Origin of the sequence: Serratia sp. ME47, from assembly GCF_903970925.1 — a bacterium.
In the GTDB taxonomy this organism is placed as follows: Bacteria; Pseudomonadota; Gammaproteobacteria; order Enterobacterales; family Enterobacteriaceae; genus Serratia; species Serratia ureilytica.
On sequence record NZ_CAJCKE010000058.1, the window covers coordinates 1 to 3581 of the forward strand.

The 3581-nt window shown below is 68.0% G+C and carries 1 protein-coding gene; it reads left to right on the plus strand.

Annotated features, from left to right (window positions below; translation table 11 throughout):
* A partial coding sequence (locus H7A77_RS25360) for a non-ribosomal peptide synthetase (RefSeq protein WP_182074833.1) occupies positions 1-3581 on the plus strand: 3581 nt, incomplete at both ends.

The window sequence follows — 3581 nt, forward strand, 5'->3', positions numbered from 1 at the left end:
GGATGCCTGGCTGGCGGCGATGCAGCAGGTGATCGACCGCCATGACATTCTGCGCACCGCGTTCATCACCCAGGGCGTGTCTTCGCCGGTGCAGGTGGTGTGGCGCAAGGCCGAACTGGCACTGAGCGAGCGGCGTTTCGATCTGGCCGACGGCCCGGTTTGGCAACAGTTGGCGGCCGGTTTTGATCCGCTGCATCAGCGACAGGATCTGACCCGTGCGCCGCTGCTCAACTTTACCGTCGCGCAAGAGGAGGATGGCCGGTGGTGCGCCTTGCAGCAGTGGCACCATCTGATTGGCGATCACTCCACGCTGGCCTTTATGGAGCAAGAGGTCAGCGAAATCCTCGCCGGTCGCGGCGCACGGCTTGGCGCCGCCCAGCCGTTCCGCAATGCGGTGGCGCAGGCGCGCCTGACGCTCAGCGAAGCAGAGCATGAACGTTTCTTCCGCGACATGTTGGCGGATATCAGCGAGCCGGTCCTGCCGTTCGGCTTGAGTGATGTGCATGGCGAGGGACGGCAGATCGTCAGCCGCTACCAGGCGCTTTCTTCGGCCTTGAACCTGCGGCTGCGGCGGCAGGCGCGGCGGTTGGGCGTCAGCCTGGCCAGTTTGTGCCATCTGGCCTGGGCGCAGGTGCTGGCGCGCGTCAGCGGGCGAGACGCGGTCGTATTCGGCACCGTATTGCTGGGGCGCCTGCAGGGCGCTGAAGGCGCGGAACGGGCATTGGGGCTGTTTATCAACACGCTGCCGCTGCGCCTGGACATCGATCGGCGCGGCGCGGAGGCGGCGGCAAGGGAGGCGCATGTGCGGTTGAGCGGGCTGCTGGCTCATGAACATGCGCCACTGGCCTTGGCGCAGCGCTGCAGCGGCGTCAGCCCTGGAGCGCCGCTGTTCAGCGCCCTGCTCAACTATCGCCACAACAACGGCGAGGCCGTGGCGCTGCCCGAAGGCGTCAGCCTGCTGAGCGCCGAAGAGCGCACCAACTATCCGTTCGTCTTGTCGGTGGAGGATGGCGGCGATTCGCTGGGCATTACGGCGCAGGTAACCGAGGCGATCGATGCGCAGCGCGTATGTGACTATATGGTGCAGGCGCTGGACTCACTGGCGCAAGCGCTGGAGCAGGCGCCGGATACGCCGGTGTGTTCACTGGCGGTGGTGCCGGAAGCGGAACGCGAGCTGCTGCTGCATGGCTGGAACCGCACCGAGCGTGACTACCCGCTGGATCAGACGCTGGCGGCGCTGTTCGAGCGGCAGGTGCGCCGCACGCCGGATGCCATCGCGCTGGTGAGCGGGGCGGAAAGCCTGAGCTACGCCCGGTTGAACGCCCGCGCCAACCGGCTGGCGCACGCGCTGATAGCGCGCGGCGTCGGCCCGGACAGCCGGGTGGCGGTGTGCGCCGAACGCGGCCTGAACATGGTGACGGCGCTGTTCGGCATCCTCAAGGCCGGCGGCGCCTATGTGCCGTTGGATCCGGCCTATCCGGGCGAGCGCCTGCAGTACATCCTGCAGGACGCCGACCCGGTGCTGCTGCTGGCGGACGCCGCCGGCCGGGCGGCGCTGGGCGAACCCGCGACGCCGCAGCTGGCGCTGGAGGCCGCGTTGCCGGAGACGCTGAGTGCCGAGAACCCGGCGCCGCGCGCGCAGGCGTCGCACCTGGCGTACGTGATTTACACCTCGGGCTCGACCGGTAAACCGAAGGGCGCGATGAACGAACACCGCGGGGTGGTCAACCGGCTGGTGTGGATGCAGGAGGCCTACGGCCTGACGGCGGCGGACACGGTGCTGCAAAAAACGCCGTTCGGCTTCGACGTCTCGGTGTGGGAGTTCTTCTGGCCGCTGATGGTCGGCGCGCGGCTGGTGATGGCGAAGCCGGAAGGGCACAAGGATCCGGACTACCTGAGCCGCGCTATCGAACAGTACGGCGTCACCACGCTGCACTTCGTGCCGTCGATGCTGCAAAGCTTCCTGGCAGATGAGCAGGCGGCGACGCGCTGCGGCAACGTGGTGCGGGTGATGTGCAGCGGGGAAGCGCTGCCGGCGGCGCTGGTGGCGGAGTTTTACCGCCGGCTGCCGCAGGCGGAGTTGCATAACCTGTATGGGCCGACGGAGGCGGCGGTGGACGTCACCGCCTGGCACTGTTCGCGGGAGGCAGACCGGGTGTCGGTGCCGATCGGTCGGCCGATCGCCAACACGCGCATCTATCTGCTGGACGAGCACGGGCAGCCGGTGCCGCTCGGGGCGGTGGGCGAGCTGTATATCGGCGGGGTGCAGGTGGCGCGGGGCTACCTGAATCGGCCCGACTTGACGGCGGAGCGTTTCCTGAGCGATCCGTTCGCGCCGGGCGGGCGCATGTACCGCACCGGCGACGTGGCGCGCTATCTGGCGAACGGTGACATCGAGTACCTGGGGCGCAATGACCAGCAGGTGAAAATCCGCGGCTTCCGCATCGAATGCGGCGAGATAGAGGCGACGCTGGCGACGCACCCGGCGGTGCGGGAAGCGGTGGTGGATGCGCGCGCGGTGGGCGACGACAAACGGCTGGTGGCGTGGGTGGTGCCGGCGGCGGACGTGGCGGAAGAGACGCTGGCGGGCGCGCTGCGGCAGCATGTGAGCGCGGCGCTGCCGGACTACATGGTGCCGTCGGCCTGGGTGGTGGTGGCGGCGTTGCCGCTGTCGCCGAACGGCAAGTTGGACCGGCGGGCGCTGCCGGAGCCGCAGGGGATACAGAGCCAGGCGGCGTATGAAGCGCCGCAGGGTGAGCGCGAAACGCTGCTGGCGGAGATCTGGCGCGAGTTGCTGAACGTGGAGCAGGTTGGCCGCCACGACAACTTCTTCGAACTGGGCGGCCACTCGCTGCTGGCGGTACGTCTGACCAATCGTCTGCAACAGATGGAATGGCAGCTGCCGTTGCAGACCCTGTTCGCCAATCCGACGCTGCACGTAGTGGCGCAGCAACTGCAAAAGACGAGTGAAGCGCTGCCGCCGATCGAAGCTCTGCCGCGCGACGCCGCATTGCCGCTGTCGTTTGCTCAGCAGCGCTTGTGGTTCCTGACCCAGTTGGAGGGAATGAGTGAAACTTACCATATCCCGCTGGCGCTGAGCCTGCGCGGCGAGCTGGATCTGCCTGCCTGGCGGCAGAGTCTGGATGCGCTCTATGCCCGTCACGAAGCGTTGCGCAGCCGGTTTATCACCGTCGAGGGGCAGCCGCAGACGCACATTCTGCCGGCAGACGCGCTGCCGTTGACGGTTCACGATCTGCGTGGGCAGCAGGATACCCAAAGCCGAGCGCGGCAACTGGCGCAGCACCTGGCGGAGGCGCCTTTCGAGCTGAGTTCCGGTCCGCTGGTGCGCGCCGCGCTGCTCCGCCTGGCGGATGAGGAGCATCTGTTCCTGCTCACCTGCCATCACATCGTCTCCGACGGCTGGTCGACCGGCATACTGCTGCGCGAATTGGGCGTGCTGTACGGCGCTTTCCGTCGCGGCGAGGCCGATCCGCTGCCGCCGCCGACCTTGCAATACCCGGATTACGCCGCCTGGCAGCGTCGCTACCTGACGCCGGAACGGCTGGCGGCGCAGGCGCAAT